At 66.0% G+C, this 20286-nt stretch carries 15 protein-coding genes; 10 read left to right on the top strand and 5 right to left on the bottom strand.

Annotation, left to right across the window (positions count from 1 at the left end):
* Positions 1–17: 17 nt before the first annotated feature.
* The 7 genes from ACZ1JV_RS00190 to ACZ1JV_RS00160 all read left to right on the top strand — a co-directional run bounded on the left by ACZ1JV_RS00190 (position 18) and on the right by ACZ1JV_RS00160 (position 9290).
* Positions 18–650, top strand: coding sequence for an urea amidolyase associated protein UAAP2 (locus ACZ1JV_RS00190; RefSeq protein WP_395336054.1), 633 nt, complete (start codon positions 18–20; stop codon positions 648–650).
* A complete protein-coding gene (gene uca, locus ACZ1JV_RS00185; protein WP_465149090.1) occupies positions 647–4243 on the top strand; it encodes an urea carboxylase in 3597 nt (1198 codons plus the stop codon). Before ACZ1JV_RS00190 ends, uca begins: the two co-directional genes overlap by 4 nt.
* Entirely contained in the window at positions 4240–6033 is a 1794-nt protein-coding gene (gene atzF / locus ACZ1JV_RS00180; protein ID WP_465149089.1) for an allophanate hydrolase, read from the top strand. The genes uca and atzF overlap by 4 nt, the downstream gene beginning before the upstream one ends.
* Before the next feature lie 41 nt (positions 6034–6074).
* Positions 6075–7001, top strand: coding sequence for a Vgb family protein (locus ACZ1JV_RS00175; protein WP_465149088.1), 927 nt, complete (start codon positions 6075–6077; stop codon positions 6999–7001).
* A 244-nt stretch (positions 7002–7245) separates the two neighbouring features.
* Positions 7246–8184 carry a LysR family transcriptional regulator gene (locus ACZ1JV_RS00170; protein WP_465149087.1) on the top strand — a complete coding sequence of 313 codons (939 nt, stop codon included), beginning with the start codon at positions 7246–7248 and terminating at the stop codon, positions 8182–8184.
* A 303-nt stretch (positions 8185–8487) separates the two neighbouring features.
* Positions 8488–8832: a hypothetical protein gene (locus tag ACZ1JV_RS00165; RefSeq protein ID WP_465149086.1), complete on the top strand. Its 345-nt coding sequence runs from the start codon at positions 8488–8490 to the stop codon at positions 8830–8832.
* A 119-nt stretch (positions 8833–8951) separates the two neighbouring features.
* Entirely contained in the window at positions 8952–9290 is a 339-nt protein-coding gene (locus tag ACZ1JV_RS00160) for a UrcA family protein (protein WP_465139035.1), read from the top strand.
* Between the two features lie 84 nt (positions 9291–9374).
* On the opposite strand, the gene ACZ1JV_RS00155 is transcribed toward ACZ1JV_RS00160, so the two are convergent.
* On the bottom strand, positions 9375–9905 hold the full coding sequence (locus ACZ1JV_RS00155; RefSeq protein ID WP_465149085.1) for a TetR/AcrR family transcriptional regulator: 531 nt from the start codon (positions 9903–9905) through the stop codon (positions 9375–9377).
* A gap of 168 nt (positions 9906–10073) precedes the next feature.
* Here ACZ1JV_RS00155 and ACZ1JV_RS00150 point away from each other — a divergent pair, with 168 nt between their 5' ends.
* Positions 10074–12125, top strand: coding sequence for a molybdopterin-containing oxidoreductase family protein (locus ACZ1JV_RS00150; RefSeq protein ID WP_465149084.1), 2052 nt, complete (start codon positions 10074–10076; stop codon positions 12123–12125).
* 78 nt (positions 12126–12203) lie between these two features.
* On the opposite strand, the gene ACZ1JV_RS00145 is transcribed toward ACZ1JV_RS00150, so the two are convergent.
* The gene (locus ACZ1JV_RS00145; RefSeq protein WP_465149083.1) at positions 12204–12587 is read right to left on the bottom strand and encodes a reverse transcriptase-like protein; all 384 of its coding nucleotides are present in this window, start codon (positions 12585–12587) and stop codon (positions 12204–12206) included.
* 177 nt (positions 12588–12764) lie between these two features.
* On the opposite strand from ACZ1JV_RS00145, the gene ACZ1JV_RS00140 reads away from it, so the two are divergent.
* The gene (locus ACZ1JV_RS00140) at positions 12765–14912 is read left to right on the top strand and encodes a PKD domain-containing protein (protein ID WP_465149082.1); all 2148 of its coding nucleotides are present in this window, start codon (positions 12765–12767) and stop codon (positions 14910–14912) included.
* A 74-nt stretch (positions 14913–14986) separates the two neighbouring features.
* Here ACZ1JV_RS00140 and ACZ1JV_RS00135 read toward each other — a convergent pair whose 3' ends face one another.
* Complete coding sequence (locus ACZ1JV_RS00135) at positions 14987–16288, bottom strand: sugar MFS transporter (RefSeq protein ID WP_465149081.1); 1302 nt, start codon at positions 16286–16288, stop codon at positions 14987–14989.
* Positions 16289–16707: 419 nt separating this feature from the next.
* On the opposite strand from ACZ1JV_RS00135, the gene ACZ1JV_RS00130 reads away from it, so the two are divergent.
* Complete coding sequence (locus ACZ1JV_RS00130; RefSeq protein WP_465139041.1) at positions 16708–17700, top strand: LacI family DNA-binding transcriptional regulator; 993 nt, start codon at positions 16708–16710, stop codon at positions 17698–17700.
* 22 nt (positions 17701–17722) lie between these two features.
* Here ACZ1JV_RS00130 and ACZ1JV_RS00125 read toward each other — a convergent pair whose 3' ends face one another.
* Together ACZ1JV_RS00125 and ACZ1JV_RS00120 are read right to left on the bottom strand one after the other, a co-directional pair.
* Complete coding sequence (locus tag ACZ1JV_RS00125) at positions 17723–18991, bottom strand: metal-dependent hydrolase family protein (protein ID WP_465149743.1); 1269 nt, start codon at positions 18989–18991, stop codon at positions 17723–17725.
* Between the two features lie 118 nt (positions 18992–19109).
* Positions 19110–20285 (bottom strand): NAD(P)/FAD-dependent oxidoreductase, encoded by a 1176-nt coding sequence (locus tag ACZ1JV_RS00120; protein ID WP_465149080.1) that lies wholly within the window; start codon positions 20283–20285, stop codon positions 19110–19112.
* Position 20286: the final 1 nt, after the last annotated feature.

Below are 20286 nucleotides of genomic sequence, written 5' to 3'. Positions count from 1 at the left end.
ACGAGGGGCAGGCTACTATGACCGATACTCACCTCTCCGGCCTGGCCGGCGCCGTCATCCATGACGAAATCGTGCCCGCCCGCGCCCCGTGGCTGCACCATATCGCGGCCGGCCAGACGCTGCGCATCGTCGATCTGGAAGGCAATCAGGCCGTCGATTTCCTGCTCTATTCCGCCGCCGACGATGCCGAACGCTACAGCGCGCAGGATACCGTGGCGGCGCAGGGCAACCTGTTCCTGCGCACCGGCACCGTGCTGCGTTCCAACGAAGGCCGCCCGATGATGACCATCGCCGCCAGCGCGGTGGACTATCACGACACCATCGGCGGTGCCTGCTCGTGCGAATCCAACACGCTGCGCTACGGCCATCACACCAAGGCCGAACATGCCTGCGTGGAGAACTTCCTTGAGGCGAACCTTACCGAGGGGCGCAACAAGCGCGATATCGTTTCCAACATCAACTTCTTCATGAACGTACCGGTCGAGCCGGACGGGTCGCTGGGCATCGTCGACGGAATATCCGCGCCGGGCCTGACTGTGGACCTGCGGGCGGAAATGGACGTCGTCGTCGTCGTCTCCAACTGCCCGCAGGTCAACAACCCCTGCAACGGTTTCAACCCCACTCCCGTCCGGATGATTGTCACCGCATGAGCTTCGACACGGTCCTGATCGCCAACCGAGGCGCGATCGCCACCCGCATCATCCGCACGCTGCGACGCATGGGCCTGCGCTCCGTCGCGGTCTATTCAGAGGCTGACGAAGGCTCCGATCACGTATCGATGGCGGACGAGGCCGTGCTGATCGGCCCGGCCAAGGCATCGGACAGCTACCTGAATATCCCGGCGATCCTGGAGGCCGCGCGCAAGACCGGGGCCGGGGCGATCCATCCCGGTTACGGCTTCCTGGCCGAAAACGTCGAATTTGCGGAGGCTTGCGCCGCCGCCGGTATCGTCTTCATCGGCCCGAATACCGACAATATCCGCACCTTCGGCCTGAAGCACAGCGCCCGCGCGCTGGCGGCGGCGCACGACGTGCCGCTGGCGCCCGGCACCAACCTGCTGACCGATGAGGAAGAGGCAGTCGCCGCCGCGCAGGAGATCGGCTTCCCGGTCATGCTGAAGGCCACGGCCGGCGGCGGCGGCATCGGCATGCGTGTCTGCGAGAACGAGGCGGACTTGCGCGAAGGCTTCGCCGCCGTGGCGCGGCAGGGCATGAGCAACTTCGGCGATGCCGGCGTCTTCCTGGAACGCTACATCCGCCGCGCGCGCCATATCGAGGTGCAGCTGTTCGGTGACGGGCAGGGCCGCGTCATGGCGCTGGGCGAGCGCGATTGCTCGCTGCAGCGTCGCAACCAGAAGGTCGTCGAGGAAGCACCGGCGCCGCAACTGCCCGAAGCGGTGCGCAGCGAGCTGATCGCATCGGCCATCCGTCTGGGTGAGGCGGCGCAGTACCGCTCGGCAGGCACGGTCGAATACCTCTACGACGCCGATCGCGCGGAATTCTTCTTCCTGGAGATGAACACGCGCCTGCAGGTCGAACATGGCGTGACCGAGATGGTCATGGGTATCGACCTGGTCGAATGGATGGTGCGCGGCGCGGCCGGCGATTACAGCTTCCTCGACCGTGAGACGCCCACGCCGCGGGGCCATTCGGTGCAGATGCGCCTCTATGCGGAGGACCCCTCGCTCGATTATCGACCTACTTCGGGCACGCTGACCGCGCTGGAATTCCCGGACGATATCCGCGTGGAGACCTGGTGCTCATCGGGCAGCACGGTCAGCGCCTGGTACGATCCGATGCTGGCGAAGCTGATCGTCCACGCCCCGACCCGTGCCGAAGCGGTAGAGGCCGCACAGGCCGCGCTCGACAAGAGCCGCGCGGACGGGATCGAGACGAACTTGCGTTGGCTGCGCGATGTGGTGCGCACGCCCGCCTTCGCCAGCGGCGAAGTTTCGACCCGCGTGCTGGACAGCATCGCCTATGAGCCGCGCAGCATCCGCGTCGTCAGCGGCGGCACCGCGACCACGGTGCAGGACTGGCCGGGCCGCCAGCATCTCTGGGCCGTGGGCGTGCCGCCTTCGGGCCCGATGGATGACCAGTCGTTCCGGCTCGGCAACCGCCTGCTCGGCAACCCGGAAGGGATGGCCGGTCTGGAAGTGACCGTTACCGGGCCGACGCTGGCCTTCGTCGCCCCGGCGCGGATCTGCGTCATGGGTGCCGATTTCGGCGCGATGCTGGACGGTGTGGCGATCCCGCGCGGCGTGCCGATCGACATCGGCGCGGGCCAGACCCTGTCGATGGCGCGCGCCTCTTCGGGCGGCATGCGCGGCTACGTTCTGTTCGCGGGCGGGCTGGACATTGCGCCCTATCTGGGTAGCCGCAGCACGTTCGAACTCGGCCAGTTCGGCGGCCATGCCGCGCGCCGCCTGCTGGCGGGCGACACGCTGCATCTGGCGGGCGAGGCGACCGAAGCGCCGCTTGCCGCCGCTGCCCTGCCGGAAATCTCGACCGAATGGACCTTGCGGGTGCTCTACGGCCCGCACGGCGCGCCGGACTTCTTCACGGGCGAGGACGTGCAATCGTTCCTCGCTGCCGAATGGAAGGTGCATTACAACAGCAACCGCACCGGCGTTCGCCTGATCGGGCCCAAACCCCGCTGGGCGCGCACGGACGGCGGCGAGGCGGGCCTGCACCCCTCCAACATCCACGACAATCCCTATGCCATCGGCGCGGTGGACTTCACCGGCGACATGCCGATCATCCTCGGCCCGGACGGGCCATCATTGGGCGGTTTCGTCTGCCCCTTCGTGGTGATCGCGGCGGACCGCTGGAAGATCGGCCAGCTGACGCCGGGCGACAAGCTGCGCTTCGCGCCGGTGACCATCGCCGATGCGGCTAAGGCGGAAGCGATGCAGCGCGCGCTTGTCGGCAACGGCACCGCGCCGGAGGCTTCTCCCGCGCGTGCAGTGGAAACGCTGTCCCCCATCCTTGGCGAGATTGCCGAAGGGCCGGGGCGGCCGCGCACCGTCTATCGCCAGCAGGGTGACCGCAACATCCTGGTCGAATACGGGCCGATCGTGCTCGACATTGAACTGCGCATCCGCGTCCATGCGCTGATGACCGAACTGGAGCGGCTCGCGCTGCCCGGCGTGATCGACATCGTGCCCGGCATTCGTTCGCTCCAACTGCACTTCGACGGTGCGGCGATGGACCAGAAGGCGGCGCTGGCCGCGCTGATGGCGGCGGAAGAGCGGCTTGGCGATCTTGAGGACTTCACGATCCCCTCGCGCATCGTCCACCTGCCGCTCAGCTGGCGCGATCCGGCGACGATCGAGACGATCGAGAAGTACATGGCCACCGTGCGCGCGGATGCGCCGTGGTGCCCGGACAACATCGAGTTCATCCGCCGCATCAACGGCCTCACCGATCAGGCGGCGGTGGAGAACCTGATCTTCGAGGCGAATTACCTCGTCATGGGGCTTGGCGACGTCTATCTGGGCGCGCCGGTGGCGACGCCGGTGGATCCCCGACACCGGCTCGTCACCACGAAATACAACCCCGCGCGCACGTGGACGCCGCCCAACGTGGTGGGCATCGGCGGGGCCTACATGTGCATCTACGGCATGGAGGGGCCGGGCGGATACCAGCTCTTCGGCCGGACGATCCAGGTGTGGAACACCTATCGCCAGACCGACGCCTTCACCGAAGGCAAGCCCTGGCTGCTGCGCTTCTTCGACCAGATTCGCTTCTATCCGGTCAGCGCGGAAGAACTGGCCGACTGGCGCCGCGAATTCCCGACCGGGCGGCGTTCGATCCGGATCGAGGAATCGGAATTCCGCCTTGCCGACTATCGCGCTTTCCTGGCCGAGAATGCGGAAGGAATCGCCGAGTTCGAGGAAACCCGGCAGGCCGCCTTCGATGCCGAGCGCGATGAATGGCAGCGCCGGGGCGAGTTCGATCAGGTCGCGGAACTTAACGAGCGCGATACGCCGACGGCGGACGCGATCGAGCTTCCCGCCGGTTCCGACCTTGTCGAAGCCCCTTACGGCGGCAGCGTTTCGACCCTGCTGGTCGCCCCCGGAGACGTGGTGGAGGCCGGCGACAAGATCGCCATTATCGAGGCTATGAAAATGGAATGCCCAGTGGAAAGCCCCGGCCGGGGCACGATCGAGGCCCTCTACATGCGGGAAGGACAGGCGCTGGAACCCGGCGCGCCGATGCTGGCCCTGCGGAGGCACGCATGACCGTGCTCGATCGCCGCAGTGCCGCCGAACTGAACCGTCGCAGCGCGACCGAGATCGCCGCCGCCGTCAACGCCGGCCGGATGAGTGCCGTCGAAGTGGCGGAAGAGACGCTTGCCCGCGTCACTGCCTATGATGCGATCCAGCCGCAGATCTGGATCAGCCGGGCGACGCGGGATGATCTCCTCGCCGCCGCCCGCGCCATCGATGCGCGCATTGCCGCCGGGGAAAGCCTGCCGCTGGCCGGCGTGCCCTTCGCGGTGAAGGACAATATCGACGTTGCCGGGTTCGAGACCACGGCCGCCTGCCCGGCTTTCGCCTATCGCCCCGAAGCCTCGGCCGGGGTTATAGAGCGGCTGACGGCGGCAGGCGCGCTCTGCGTCGGCAAGACCAATCTCGATCAGTTCGCCACTGGGCTGGTCGGCACGCGCAGCCCTTACGGCATTCCGCGCAATGCCTATAACCTCGCCTACGTCAGCGGGGGATCGAGTTCGGGATCGTCGGTCGCAGTGGCGGCGGGGCTGGTGGCCTTCGCACTGGGCACCGACACGGCCGGTTCGGGCCGCGTCCCGGCCGCGTTCAACCATCTGATCGGCTTCAAGCCCAGCAAGGGCCGCTGGTCCACGCGCGGGCTGGTTCCGGCATGCCGCACGCTCGACTGCATCACCGTGTTCACCGAAGACACTGCCGATGCGCGGCTGGTGGATGAAGTGGTGGCAAGTTTCGACCCGGCCGACGCCTATTCGAAGCCGCTGGCGGACCGGCCGCTCCAGCCGAAGCGCATCGGCGTGCCGCGCCGCGATCAGCGCAACTGGTTCGGCGATGCCGAATCCGAATTCCTCTACGACCGCGCGCTGGAGAAGCTGGCGACGCTGGGTGAGATCGTCGAGATCGACCTCGCTCCGTTCCAGGAAGCGGCGCTGCTGCTCTACGGCGGCCCCTGGGTGGCCGAGCGCACGGCGGCGATGGCGCAAATCCTGGCGGACAACCCGGATGCTATCGATCCCACCGTTCGCACCGTCGTCGAACCCGGCGCGGATGTCAGCGCGGTGGACCTGTTCAACGGTATCTACCGAATGGCCGATCTCAAGCGCCATGCGGACACGCTGTGGACCTCGATCGACATGATGGTCTTCCCGACCACGGGCACGACCTACCGCGTGTCGGAACTTGCAGCCGCGCCGGTCGCGCTCAACAGCAATCTGGGCTTCTATACCAATTTCGTGAACCTGCTGGACATGGCCGCGCTGGCGGTGCCGGCCGGCATCCGGGCGAACGCCACCGGCTTCGGCGTGACCCTGATCGGCCCGGCCGACAGCGACCGCGCCCTGCTCGATACGGCGGATGCCTATCTTTCCGTCGCCGATCTTCCATCGCTTCCAACACTTGATCTTGAGGGAAAAATGCAGACAGTGAAACTCGCCGTCGTCGGCGCCCACCTGAAGGACATGCCCCTCCACTGGCAGCTCACCTCGCGTGAGGCGAGCTTCGTCGGCGCCTTCGAAACCGCGCCCAATTACCGGCTCTACGCGATGGCCGACAGCGTGCCGCCCAAGCCCGCGCTGGTGCACAGCGAAGACGGCGGTTCGATCGCGGTCGAGGTCTATGAACTGGGCGTCGCCGAATTCGGCAGCTTCGTGGTAGAAGTGCCCGCGCCGCTCGCCATCGGTACGGTGACGCTGGCCGATGGCAGCAGCGTCAAGGGCTTCGTGGCCGAACCGCGCGCGATGACCGGGGCGGAAGACATCACCAGCCTGGGCGGATGGCGCGCCTATATCGCCAGCCGCGCCTGACGACCGAAAGCACGCTTAACGAGGGACCCAAGGGGGGAAACATGCGCACGTTGAAACGGATGGTTCTGGCTGCCACTTTGACTGCCGCCGCGCTGCCTTCGATCGCCCATGCAGAGGGGGAGAAGGTCATGACCGTGCCCGGCTTTGCCGACTTCCTGGCGGTGGACGGGATGACCGTCTGGGCCACCAACAAGGGCAAAGTAGAGCACTGGGGGCGGGACGGCAAGCTGGGCGAAGTGGCCATGACGCATCCGTGCGGCGCCATGGCGGTGGAGCATGGTTCCCTCTGGGTCGCGGACTGCAAGGAAGGCACGCTCAACCGGATCGACATTGCGACGTCGAAGCTGGTCGCATCGATCCCCACCGGCATCGCCAATCTCCAGGGTGAGCTGAACGTCGTGGCCGGCGCCGGGTCGATCTGGGTCGCCAGCGATGCGAAGGGTGTGGTCGCGCGCGTCGATCCCGCCACCAACAGCGTGATCGCCTCCGTGACTGTGGATCCCGGCACCTGGTACATGGCGTTCGGGTTCGGATCGGTCTGGGCCGTCAGCCAGTCTCAGCAGTCGCTCCAGCGTATCGATCCCGCCACCAATGCCGTCGTCGGCAAGACGCCGCTGGGCAAGGATCCCGGCTTCCTGGCTGCCGGCGCCGGCGGCGTCTGGGTGCAGGAGCAGGCGGACGGCACGCTCGCCCGCGTCGATCCGGATAGCGGCCAAGTGACCGGCCGCGTCAAGGTGGGGGCCAACCTGAAGTGGGGCGACATCGATGTGGGCCACAACAAGGTTTGGCTGCGCACCACCGACGATCAGGTCTTCGTGGTGATCAAGGGTCTGAAGATCGAGGAGCGCGTCGGCAAGCCGGCCGGCAGCGGCGCGCTGCGCTTCACCGACTACGGCCTGTGGACCACCGCGCATGACGAACATACGCTGACCTGGTGGCCGCCCGCCGTGCTGATGGCCAAGCCCTGAAGCGGCGGATATGAACTTGAAAAGGGGGGCGTAATGCCCCCCTTTTCTATTACAGCCTAATTGCGCGACCCGAGGGCTTCGTGCCCCTCATTACCTGCGCAGATATGCGTAATTGTGTCGGGGCATAGCGACAGACCTTTTCCTTTAATGGCTCGCATAATTTCCATCTATGACTTCGGCTCGAAGATGGGGTATCGAGCTGAAAGACCGCGGATTTCAGGCGGCACGAGGGGACGCATTGGGTATGAGCGACCGCACGCCGTTGATCGACCAGAAGTTCGCAAATCGGGTTGACTGGAACCTGATGCGCACGTTCGTCGACATCGTTCGCGCCGGGGGAATCGGTGCGGCGGCACGGCAGCTCAACAAGCAGCAGCCCAGCATCAGCGCCGCGCTGAAGCGGTTGGAGGATCATGTCGGCGCCACCCTGCTGCGCCGGACCGCGACGGGCGTGGAGATGACTACGGCCGGCAAGGCGATGCTCGCCTTGTGCGAGGATATGCTGGAATCCGCCCGGATGATGCCGCACCAGATCGCGCAGGCCACGCGCCACGTGGAAGGCATCGTCCGCATCCAGATCGTTTCCGCCATCGTAAGCCGCGAATTCGACGAGGCGATTGCCAGCTTTCATCGGCGCAATCCCAACATCCACATCGAAATCCGCCTCTCCCCCTGGCGGCAGGTGCTGGACGCGCTGGAGCGCGGCGAAGTGGAAGTGGGCATCGGCTATGACAGCAGCGTGCGCGGCAGTCTGGTCTACGAACCGCTGTTCGTGGAACGGCAGCAACTCTACTGCGCGCGCAGCCATCCGATGTTCGGCTACCGGGTCAGCCAGCTGAAGGAATTGAAGGACGAGGCCTTCGTGCTGACCGGGGAGGACGAGGTGGAGGCCATCACCCACTTGCGCCGCCGGTACCGGCTGGGCTCGCGCACGACCGGGCTGGCGGAAGACGTCAACGAGGCCCGGCGCCTGATCTCCTGCGGTGTGGGCATTGGCTTCCTGCCGATATCGGCCGCGCGGACGGAAGTGGAGCAGGGCGTGCTGTGGCCGATGCTGCACACCAGCTTCGAACCATCCTACGACATCTTCCTGCTCGCCCGGCTGGAGCCCGCGCGCGATACCGCGACGCAGCTGTTCATCGATGAGGTGTTCCGCCGTATCCGGGCTCTGCCCCGGTCATAGTTGCAATCTATGGCTGGCATCGCAAATTTGCGCCTGCCTTGATGACCTCTGCCCGCGCACTCTCCAAGAGGCCGGGACAAGAGGGAAAACAGCAATGGGTGCGAGTGCGATCTTCCAGATCATGGGCCGAAACGGACTGCCAAAAGGCGTGTCGGCAGTCGGCGCATTGGCTCTGAAAGCGGTCCGCGAAGGGATTGCGGCACGCGCACAGGCTGTAGGCGGCCTATCCTCACGAATGGACGGCAACTGACGGCGATGCAGCGTCGCTGCCTCATCGCTACATTTTCACTGGGATTTGCGGCCTTGTCCGCCGCTGCCGCGCCCGATGCGATGGCGGCATCGAAGCCCGCCACACGGCTGGTTTCCTGCGGGAACGATAGCTGCCTGCTGATATCTGGCCACCGTGCCGATGCCGCTGCAGCGGTCAGCATCAATGGGCACGTGGTGCCGGTGGAAGGCGCAAAGGGCTGGAAGGTCCGCCTGCCGGTGAACACCGTGCGCGCCTGGTCCGCACCGCTTGCCCGATCATTGGATATTGCCCTGCACGATCCGGAGACGGGCGCGCAGTGGGCCATGCAGGCCGATCTGCCGATCGGATTGCTGGGCCATGTCACCGATCTTGCCGTGCTGGAGATTTGCAGCCCCTGAACCCGCCAGGAGGCCCACCGCATTGGGCCGCAAGCACTGATTGTAAGTTCTTCTGCCGAGCGCTATGACGGTGGCAGCCGCCGCAGAGTGGCTGCTCGACTTGTGTGCAGGAGAAGATGATGAAAATTGGACTTGTGGCTCTGGCCTCTGTCACCGTCGCCTTTGCCACTGCGGCGTCCGCGACCACCAGCGAAAGCCCGTTTGCGCGCGACAAGGTGGTCATGCAAATCAACGATCTCGACCTCGCCACCCCCGATGGGCAGCAGCGTCTGGCCATCCGCATGGACAACGCCGCCCGCGCCGTCTGCGGCGATCAACTGGCGAACGTGCACCTCGCGCTGGAGCAGAAGGCGCAGGAATGCCAGGCGGCCGTGAAGTCGGACATTCGCGAGCGGATCGAAGCCCGCACGGCAAGCGCGGCCACCAAGCCGCAAGTCCAGCTCGCCAGCGCACGCTGATTTCATAATCGGCGCATTCCACGGCCCGCCTTGGTGGGCTGTGGAGTCGTGCGTGCTGAAGTCACCGGGTGCCGATCCGGCCTTCTAGTGTTGCGCGTCGTGCCGTCCGGCGTCGACGATGGATTGCAGCGTTTCCGCCACCCATCGCAGCTGTTCGGGCGATGCCTGGCCCGACGCCAGACCGTGAACCTGCAGCGTTACCCCGGTCAGTACCGCGAAGAGATTGTTGGCGCGCGCCTGCGCCTCGGGCGGGCCCAGCCATTCTTCCAGCGGCGCGATCATGTGCGTCCGCCAGACTTTGGCGGCGACCGCATGGGCTTCCGGCTCTGACAGCGCCTGAATCAGCATCACGCTGATCGTCACATTGCTGCGATCGTGGATCAGCCGGGCCATTGTCTCGCCGAAATTTGCCTTTTCCCAGGCGAAGACCGAATTCTGGCGGATCGTTTCGATCAGCGCGGCCTCGAACAGCGCTGCCTTGGTGCCGAAATAGCGTAAGGGCAGGGAGGGCGCGGTGCCCGCCTTGGCAGCAATCTCGCGCAGACCCGCCTGCGCATAGCCTTGCGCGCCGAACACGTCCACGGCCGCCTGCAGGATCTCGCCCCGCGTCTTCACCGGATCCCTGCGCCTTACTTTCACGGTGCTCGCCATGACAGGGGTTTAGGCGGAGTTGGCGCTGCGGACAAGATAAGTGAACAGTGGATCACTTACAATTGACCACATGTTCAACTATACGAGTCGGCAAGAAGATGGCCTTCAGGAAAAGGCCGGGGAGAGCCAGCCATGCCGGAATCGGTCCGCACGCACTGCCGCATTTGCACGAACCAGTGCGGCGTGACCGTGCAGGTAGAGGATAACGCCATCGGCCAGATCAAGGGTGATTTCGACCATCCGCTCAGCAAGGGCTATACCTGCCCCAAGGGCCGCGCGCTGGGCCGCCTGCATCATCATCCCGATGCCATCGACGCGCCGTTGATGCGGCGGGGGGACGGGTTCGAGCCGGCCGGTTGGGGCGAATGCCTGGACGATCTGGCGGCGCGGCTGGGCAAGATTGTGAAGGATCACGGGCCGAACGCAGTGGCCTTCTACTTCGGCAGCGGCCTTGGCATGGACGCGGCCGGCTATCGCATGGGGGAGGCGTTCTACAACGCGCTGGGCATGCCGCCCAAGTTCTCCCCGCTCACCATCGATGGCACTGCCAAAGTGCTCATTTCCAGTCTGGTCGGTGGATTTCCCGGCCTTTCGGGCAAGACCGACAACGACAACGCCCGGATGCTGCTCTACGTCGGCGTCAATCCGATGGTCAGCCACGGGCACAATACCGGCATGTTCAACCCGGCCGGCCCGATCCGCGCCATTGCAGCGCGGGGAGAAGTCTGGACCATCGACCCGCTCCGCACCGAGACGGCAGGGTTCTCCACCCGCCATCTGCAACCCTGGCCCGGCAAGGACTATGCGATCCTCGGCTGGCTGGTGCGCGAGGTTATCGACGGCGGGCCGCTGGTTCCGGCCCAACCCGTCCAAGGGTTGGACAGCCTGCGCGCCGCGCTGGACGGCTATGATCGCGCCACGGCGTCGCGTGTGTCGGGCGTCGGCGAGGACGAGTTGGACGATCTGCTCGCCGCCGTCCGCCGGCATGGCGGCGTCACCGTGGAAACCGGCACCGGCGTCACCATGGCGGAAAGCGCCAATATCACCCAGTGGTTCGCCTGGTTGCTGAACATCCTGACCGGCCGCATGAACCGCGAGGGCGGCGTGTGGTTCCACCCCGGCTTCCTCACGCAGTTCGACAGTTTCGAACTGCCGCTGATGAACAATCCCTTCACCCCCGGCGCGCCGACGATGCCCCACGCCTCCGGCCTGATCGGCGACTGGCCCTGTGCGGCGCTGCCGGGCGAGATCGAGGCAGGCAACATCCGCGCGCTGGTCAATCTGGGCGGCAGTCTGGTCCGCTCCTTCCCCGACGCGAACCGGCTGGTGCCCGCGCTGCGTAAGCTGGATACTTTCGTCACCTTCGAAATCCTGCGGAACGAGACGACGGCGCTGTCGACGCACGTGCTGCCCACCAAGGACCAGTTGGAGCGGCCCGATATCTCGTTCTGGGATACGCTGAGCGGCAGCCTGTCGATGCTCTATTCGCCTGCGGTGGTGGAACCGATGGGGCAGCGGCGGTCGGCATGGTGGATCATTTCGCAGCTGATGCGGCGGATGGACCTGCCGGTCCCGGAGGGGCTTCCGCAGAGTGACCTCGATCCGGGCGCCGACGATGCCATGCTGGCGCGGCAGATGGCGGGTGCGCGCTGCACGTTCGAAGAGTTGCGCGAAGCCGGCACGGTGTCCCGCCCGCTGGAATTTCCCGGGCAATGGGTGGACGATCATATTCAACGGATCGGCGGCTGGTTTCTGGCCCCCGATGCGCTGCTGCAATCGTGGCAGAAAACGTGCGAGCGTGACCGGCAGGCGATTGCGCCGCCGCTTTCATTCATCCCGCGCCGGCAACGCCGCAAACTGAATGCATCGCTTTCGTTTCTGGGCAGCCCGGCCGATGTGATCCTGAATCCGCAAGATGCGCAGCGCCATGGGATCGAACACGGCGCGCCGGTTCGGGTGCGCACCACGCGGGGGGAAATCGTCCTGACGGCCTGCGTGGACGATGCGATCCGTCCGGGTGTAGCCTCGATCCCGCACGGGCACGAAATCGCCAACGTGAATCTTCTGACCAGCGTGGAATCCGTCGATGCGCTGACCGGGATGGTGCGCTATTCGGGCATTCCGATTGCTATCGAGCCTTGCGGCAAGATGGATACGGAATGCCGCGCCGAATTGCTGGAATGATCGCCCTTATACAAGCGCCGTGACCTAGGGCGGATTACCGCGCTTTCTAATCAGGTGATTCCACCTGATTAGAAAGCGTTAGCGCGGATGCCGAGCGGCCAGCGCGATGCCGGCCAGGTTCTGTTCGCGCTTGATCCAGCGAATGCGTGCCGGCGGCGCGGGGTTTGCCAGCGCCAGGAACCTGGCCGCATGGCCCGGCGCAGCCTGTCCGCTTTTGAGCGCGGCACTCGCCTGATCGACGATCTCCACGGCATCGCCGATCAGTTCGACATCGGACAGACCCAGCGCTTGTGCCAGTTCCAGCGCGTGGATCAGCGCCAGCCATTCGGCATCGCGGTTGGAGCCGGGGCCAAGCCCGTCGAAAAGATGCACGTTACCGCGCACCACCACGGCCACCTCGATAGGGCCGGGATTGGGGCGGCAGCCACCGTCAAAGAACACTTTTACCTTGCTACGCGCCATGCCGCCCTGTGCCGCAGGGCGCACGGGCAGGCAAGCGCCGCCTGTGTCGGGCGCGGCGGTTCACCGCGCTGGATGATCGGCGGGGCGATGGGCTGACCCGCTGCACGCGGCGCGGCGCCGTGCCACAAGTCTCCCTTCCGGCCCGATCAGAGGCGCGGCTTGAGGGGATGGTGAACGGTGAGCGTGCAAAGGGCAGCAGGAAAATGGGCGGCAAGTCTGGCGATCATGGCCACGGTGCTTTCGGTTCCGGTCCCCGCCATGGCCGATGAACCCGCGGCTAAGGCGGCTTCGACGGCGCTGTCGACGCAGGGGTACGGCGATCAGGACGCGCTGTTCGCCCGGCCTTTCATCGACCGGGACGAGCCGCGCACGAACAACGGCACTGCCTATCGCTACATCCACGGCGGGTTTGAAGGCACCGATACGCGTTTTTCGTTCTACTTCCCCGCTTCCAAGGCGTGGCAGGGGCGCTTCTTCCAGTACATCACGCCGGTTCCCGACAGCGAAACCCTGTCGCAAGGGCTGACGGGGGAGGAAGACCGGATCGGTGCCGCCATGGCTGGCGGGGCCTATTTCATCGAAACGAATGGCGGCGGCCCGAAGGCGGCGGACCCGATGGGGGGCGGAGATCTGACGATCGGTGCCTTCCGCGCCAATGCGGCCGTCGCCCGGTTTTCGCGCTTCGTGGCGGGGCAAGTCTATCCGGCGCGGCCGCACATCTACGGCTATGCCTATGGCGGCAGCGGCGGCGCCTATCGCACACTGGGGGCGCTGGAGAATACCAAGGGCGTGTGGGACGGCGCGGTGCCTTATGTCCTGGGTTCCCCGATGGCGATCCCGAACATGTTCACCGTGCGCCTGATGGCCATGCGCGTGCTGGGTGACAAGCTGGACGGCGTGGTCGACGCTCTGGACGCGGGCGGCAGCGGCGATCCCTATGCGGGCCTGACCGATCAGCAGAAGTCCGCCCTGCGGGAAGTCACCGCGATGGGGTTCCAGCCGCAGTCCTGGTACGCGTGGCGCACGATGGGCCCGCATGCCTTTGCGCTGCTGTTCGGCGGCATCCGCATGGCCGATGCGTCCTATTTCACCGACTTCTGGACCCAGCCGGGATACGAAGGGCATGACAGCCCGGAACTGCTTCAGGCCGACCGCGTGCAAATGCCCACGCGCGTCGTCGAAGTGATCAGCGCGGACAAGGCGAAGTCGCTCGGCATCGATCTCGGTCATACGCCCGGCACCGCAAAGGGTACGGCGGACCTTGCGTGGCAGGCGATGGGACTGCATTCGGCAGGCGAGATGCCGGTTGCCGTGCGACTGGCGAATGCGTCCGGTTCTAAGGCGCTGTTGCTGTCCGATCTGGTGCTTGCTTCCGGCAAGAAAGTGGTCCTGTCGGACGTCCACGGCGATCTGGCCATGCTGGGCATCAACGATCCGCGACTGCTGGCGACGATCAAGGCGGGTGACGAGGTGCGGCTGGACAACAGCGACATCCTTGCGGTGCAATACTATCACCGCCATCAGGTGCCGGACCTGGCCGAATATCCCGTCTGGAAACAGTTCGCCGACGCGCAGGGCAAGCCGCTCTACGCGCAGCGGCGTATGCTGTTGGGGCCGCTGTTCACCAAGAACGCCGCTGGTTCGGTGCCGACCGGCCAGTTCGACGGCAAGGTCATACTGGTGGAGAACCTCTGGGACCGGGAGGCTCTGCCGTGGCAGGGTGACTGGTATCGGTCACGCGTGAAGGCCCATGCCGGGGCGGCCGCGGATGAACGGTTCCGCATCTGGTACACCGACCGGGCGCTGCATGGCGACCAGAGCAAGCAGGACGATCCTTCGCGGGTGGTTTCCTACATCGGCGTGCTGCAGCAGGCGCTGCGAGACCTCGCGGCCTGGGTGGAGCAAGGCAAGGCGCCGCCGGCCTCCACCGCCTATCGCATGGACGGGGGTCAGGTGGTGGTCCCGGCCGACGCGGCGGCGCGCAAGGGGGTGCAGCCGGTGGTGGCGGTCACCGCCAATGGCGGGGCGATCGCGAAAGTCGCGGCGGGTACCCGGGTCAGCTTCAAGGCGAATGTCGATGTGCCGCCCGGTACGGGTTCGGTGGTCGCGGCCGAATGGGATCTGGATGGCGACGGCACTTTCGAAACGCCCGCCACGGTCCCGGCCGGGCACCCGGCGGCCCTCACGCTATCGGCCAATCACGTCTATGATCGGCCGGGAACGTACTTCGCCGTTATCCGCGTAGCCTCGCAGCGCGAGGGCGACCGGAAAACGCCTTTCGCGCGGATCCAGAATCTGGCGCGGGTGCGGATCGTCGTGAACTGATCGCAAAGTTGAGGCAGACTTTGGACGGAAACCCCACCCCGGCGTGCTGATCGCGCCGGGGTGGGGTTTCGTGCTTATGCCGGTCGGCGGGCAAAGAGGCCGAAGCCGGCGATCACGGCGTAGCAGATCGCCGGCAGGACCAGGGCGATGCCCAGGTTGCCGCCGGTAACGTCCGCCAGCGCGCCGGTGGCGAGCGGGACGAGCGCACCGCCGCAGATCGCGACGTTGATGATGCCAGACCCGTCCGCCGCACGGGCGCCCAGCTTTTCGCAGGCAAGGCTGAAGATGGTGGGGAACATGATCGAGTTCATCAGGCCCACCGCCAGCAGCGAATAGCCCGAAAGGGCGCCGGTGCTGGTCATCGAAATGCCCAGCAGCGCAATCGCGGCGCAGGCATTGAAGGTAAGGACGAGGCCGGGGTTCAGCACGCGCAGCACGGCCGATCCGATGAAGCGACCCACCATCGCGCCGCCCCAGTAGAGCCCGATCAGCTTGCCGGCGGACTGTTCGGGCAGGGCCATGACGTGATCCTGCATCAGATAGCTGACGATCAGCGAACCGATCGAGACTTCGGCGCCGACGTAAAGGAAGATGCAGAGCGCGCCATAGCCGAAGCGCATGCGCTTCAGCAGGTCGAATCCGGCGAACCCGCTGTCTTCGCCGTGCTGTTCGGGAGGCAGGCGATCACGGAACTTCCAGACCGCCGCGGCCACCAGCGCCAGCGCGACGGCAATGGCAAGGTAGCCGTGGACGATCGCCTGGCTTTCCGCGCTGCGATAGGCGTCCAGCGCGGGGCCGGCCAGATCTTGCGCGGTCACCTTGGCCAGGCTGCCCAAGATCAGCACGGAACCGGCAATCGGGAAGATCGTGGTGCCCAGCGAGTTGAAGGCCTGCGCGAAAGTCAGTCGCGAACTGGTGGTTTCCGGCTTGCCCAGCAGGCTGATCAGCGGATTGGCCACCACTTGCACGATCACCACACCGGCCGCCAGAACGAAGTAGGCGGCCAGGAACAGCCAGTAGGTCGCGGTCTGCGATGCCGGGATGAAGGCCAGACAGCCGACGATCATGATCGCGAGGCCGGCAGCGGCCCCGCGCATGTAGCCCACCTTGCGGACCAGCATCGCGCCGGGAATGCCGATCACCGCATAAGCCGTGAAAAAGCAGAACTGCACCAGCATCGCCTGCGTGTAGCTGAGCGTGAACAGCTCTTTCAGCTTCGGGATGATGACGTCGTTCAGGCTGGTGATGCCGCCGAAGATGAAGAACAGCGCCATGACGAAATAGCGCAGTTCGGGGGCATCGACATAACCGCCGGGGACTTCCTCGGCCGTATCGGCATTGATGCTGGGATTCGGTATTGCGGACGTAATGGCCATGATGTGCTTGACCTGCGCTGCCTGACGCGATGGAACGCGTCGATCCGGAATGAAATGAAGGTTTCGTAAGCTCTTACGCGCGGATGACGAAATCAATCCGTAAAGTGGTCAATCCGTATGGATGACGCTGGCGTTGAAGAGCACCGGAAATCTCCCACGATGTTTTTTGTTTTTGGTGACATCCCGGGTGTGAAGGAAAGAGCTGAGATCAATCCGCCCACACCCGGGATGCGCAGCGCTGTCGCTTTAGGAGGAGATGACAACGTTGTACCGGCCGTTTAGCGCGCATTCGGAGTCGGATCAAGTCGATCTTGCATCCGCCATGAAAGGGTCCCGAAAAAGGACGCGGCGGCGGTTACAATCCGAACATCGTATACAAGACCGTTCTCAGCGCCGCGCTTGTGTGGCAAAGGCTGCAGATGACCAGTATTCGTGACGTTGCCGCCGCATCGGGCGTATCCATCAAAACGGTGTCCCGCGTTGTCAACAAGGCGCCGAACGTCAGCGAAACCGTGCGTGAGCGGGTGTCCGCCGCGATCAGCAAGCTTGGCTATCGCCCCAATCAGTCCGCCCGGCGGCTGGCGGGCGGTCGGTCTTTCATGCTGGCGTTTCTCTACAACAACCCCACGCCGGGCTACACGGCGGCGCTCCAGATCGGCGCAGCCAATCGCTGCCGCGATCTCGGCTATCATCTGGTGGTGGAGCCCATGCCGCTTTCGGGTGAGGCGCGCTTCGAGATTCTGGACCGGTTGGTGGCCGCCCTGCGACCGGACGGGGTGTTCGTGGCGCCGCCGCTGTCGGACGACAAGGCGCTGCTGCAGAAGCTGGCGGAATTCAAGCTGCCCTGCGCGCGGCTGGCCGGCTCCATCGTGGCGGAAAGCTTCAATATCCCGACGCCGGAACGCGCGGCGGGGCGCATGATTGCCGATCACCTGATCGGGCTGGGGCACCGCCGCATCGGCGTGATCACCCCGCCGGCCGACCACCGCGCCGCGCTGGCCCGCGTCGAAGGGTTCAAGGACGGGCTGGCGGCTGCCGGTCTTCCCCTGGCGGACGACATGTTCGTTCGCGGCGGCTTCGATTTCGCCTCCGGTCTGGAAGTGGGGGAGGCGATGCTGAAGCGCGATGCGCCGCCCACCGCGATTTTCGCCACCAACGATGCGATGGCGCTGGGCGTGCTGACGTATGCGCATCGCCAGGGGCTGAGCGTGCCGGACGATCTTTCGGTGGTCGGGTTCGACGATACGCCCGCCAGCGCCACCGCCTGGCCGCCGCTCACCACGGTGCGTCAGCCGCTGGAGGAAATGGGCCGCGCCGTCATCGATGCACTGGTGGCGGAACCGGACGAGGCGCCGGTGTTCCGGTTCGAACTGATCTGCCGGGAAAGCAGCGGCCCCGCTCCGCAAAAGTGAGGGGGCCACTGCTGCGAGGCGATCAGATCAGCGGCTTGCCCCCGGCCTTGACGACCGTGCCACCCTTCATGACGAAGCCGACGTGCTCCAGGACTTTAACGTCGTTCAGCGGATCGCCATCGACGGCAATGACATCGGCGTAGCGGCCCGGCTGGATCGTGCCGATATCGGCGCTGCCCAGCAGATCGGCGGCATTGCCGGTGGCGGCCTTGATCGCGTCCATCGGTGTCATCCCTGCGGCCACCATCAGTGCGAATTCCTGCGCATTCTCGCCGTGGCTGGAAAGGCCGAAAGTGTCGGTGCCGAAGGCGATCTTTACGCCGGCGGCATAGGCATCGTGCAAGTTGCGGCGCAGCAGCGGGGCAATCGCCAGCGCCTTTTCCGCGGTTGACGGGTTCAGCTGCTCGGGATGCTCCTTCGCGCGCTGGTAGACCTTTTCCCCGACCAGCATCGTCGGCACCAGATAGGCGCCGTATTGCTTGAACAGCTTGTAGCTGGCGGCATCGGCGTAAGAGCCATGCTCGATCGAATCGACGCCCAGCGCGATCGTGTGATCGATGGCTTCCTTGCCGTGGGCGTGGGCCGCGACTTTCATGCCCAGAGCGTGGGCGGTATCGATCACGGCCTTGATCTCGTCATCGGTCATCAACTGATGCTTGGGATCGTCGCCGATGGACATCACGCCGCCTGAGGGCATGATCTTGATGAAATCCACGCCTTCGCGCTTCAGCCGGCGCACGGCGATGCGCGCCGCTTCCGGGCTGTCGATCACGTTGTCGCTGATATGCGGGATGTCCGCGAATTCGACGCGGAGGCCGTTGGTCGAATCGCCGTGGCCGCCGGTGGGGCCCAGCGGCGTGCCGGCCACCCACATGCGTGGGCCGGGTACGACACCGCCGTCGATGGACTTCTTCAGCGCGACGACGACTTGCGTGTTTGCGCCGCAATCGCGGACCGAGGTGAAGCCGGCCAGCAGGGTGTTGCGGGTGAAGCCGGTCGCCTCGATCGCGTCTTCGAAGTCGCTGCGGGTCACGCTGTTGCGGATCGGATCGCCGGCGTGCCAGCCGGCAGTGATGTGATCGTGCGCATCGATCAGGCCGGGCAGCACGGTCTTGTCCGCCAGATCGACCACTTCGGCGCCCTGCGGCGTTACGAAGCCGGCCTGGATCGCGGTCACGCGCTGGTCGGTGATGAGGATCGACACATTGTGCCGGGGAGCAGCGCCGGTGCCGTCGATGAAGGTGCCGGCGTGGATCACCATGTCCTTCGCCTCTGCGGCGGTCCATGGCATGGCCGCTGCGACCAGCACGCCGCATACCAACTTTGCCGCGTCTTTCAGAAACTTGCCTTTGTGCATGATCGCCCCTTTTCCCTGTATGGCCGCAAACTTGCGCGGGGCGGCGGCGGCGTCAACGCCTTTGCGGATCGCCGGATGGTTTGTTGTCGAAAGGCTGGGAATGGGGGGACCATTCAGGCAGCCGCGTCACCCGCGCTGCGAAGCGCAGGCCGGCGGGGAAGGCCGCCGCCAAGCGGCAGGCGATCGGCGCTATTATGGGCAGCGCCAGCAGGTTCTGCACCGCCATCGCGCGCCGGATCTGGCCCCCGGCCTGCCGGCGAAGCGCCGCGTGATAGGCGCGGCTACCGAGGCCCTCATCCACGCAGCGCGCGGCGATGAAGCCGCTGCGCAAGGCTATCGCCATGCCGTCCCCCGTCAGCGAGGCGGTCATTGCCCAGCGGTCGCCCAGCCGCAACACGCGGTCGTCCGTGGGCGGTGCGGCGAAGGTTCCATAGGCAATGTTGGCGATGGAGACCGGGCGCGGAAACAGCGGCTCCGCATCGACGAGCAGGGCCGCCAATTCCGGCGCGTCGCGCAGCCAATCCTGCAGGCCGTCCCACTTGCCGCCAAGGTCGGCAAGGCGGGACTGGCGGATTGCGAGGCAGAGATTGGCGCGGCCGTCCTCAATCATCTGCAGGCCGGCATAGCCGCCTTGGAGCAGCACCAGCAGGATCGTTCCGCGCAGCCGCCGGGTGGCGGCGGGGGAAAGGCGGTAGTGCATCTTGAAGCCGACGAAGCCAGGCGCACGGGGGGCACCGCGCGCGCGGGGCGGCGGCGCCGTACTGTCGTCCCGGATCGGCAGCTTTCCGGTGGCCAGCAGCACCGTCTCGGCAGTGATCTCGCCCCGGTTGGTCATGGCGCGCGTGCCTTCCAGCCGCGATACCCGCAGGCCGCGCTCCACATGCGCGCCTGCCGCTTGCGCCCGGGCGATCAGCGCCTCGTCCATGGCAAGGCGGCTGAGGCCGACGGCGCGAAACGGCAAGGCGGCCTCCGCACCCGTGGCCGCGCCTGCCCGGATCAGGCGGATGCGCTCAATCGGCACGCCGCCCAGCGCCAGCGGATCGACGCCGAGTTCGGCCAGATGGGCGGTCGCTTCGACCGAGAGGAACTCGCCGCAGACCTTGTGGTGCGGCCCCGTCTCCTTCTCGACCACGTGCACTGTATGGCCGGCGCGGGCGAGAAGGCAGGCAGCGGCGCTGCCGGCCGGCCCGGCGCCGATCACCAGCGCACTTGTCCGGCGCGGCGTCATC

The organism is Novosphingobium sp. BL-S-19, from assembly GCF_055521675.1.
This window is presented reverse-complemented; position numbering and strand designations above follow the sequence as displayed.